Annotated in this window: 1 protein-coding gene; it reads right to left on the bottom strand. The window is 60.6% G+C overall.

Annotated elements, in window-relative coordinates; all coding sequences use genetic code 11:
* Nucleotides 1–262: winged helix-turn-helix domain-containing protein (locus ON37_RS26485; protein ID WP_040723126.1), on the bottom strand; the 262-nt coding region annotated here is incomplete at its 3' end.
* Between the last annotated feature and the right edge of the window lie 50 nt (nt 263–312).

A 312-nucleotide genomic window follows, 5' to 3' on the forward strand; every position in this document is an offset into this window, starting at 1 on the left:
CTCGGTTCTTCTCCCATTGATAGCGCTCATCGGTCCGTCGGACCTTCACATGCGGGGTTCGAACGAAAGTCCCGACACCATGGCGCGACTCGATCAGTCCCTCTGCGCGGAGGACGGCAAGGGCCTGCCGGATGGTTGGACCGCTGACCTTGTAACGCTCAACGAGGGCCGCCTCGATCGGCATCCTGTCGCCAGGCCGTAGCTCGCCGCTGGAAATCATTTGTCGCAGCTCGTCGGAGATGAGCTCGTACTTAGCGGGCATCGGCTGGTCCTTCCCACGGTGAGGTCTGGTTCATCTTAAGTCCTCTGTAT

This window comes from Nocardia veterana NBRC 100344, assembly GCF_000308855.1.
Taxonomy (GTDB): domain Bacteria; phylum Actinomycetota; class Actinomycetes; order Mycobacteriales; family Mycobacteriaceae; genus Nocardia; species Nocardia veterana.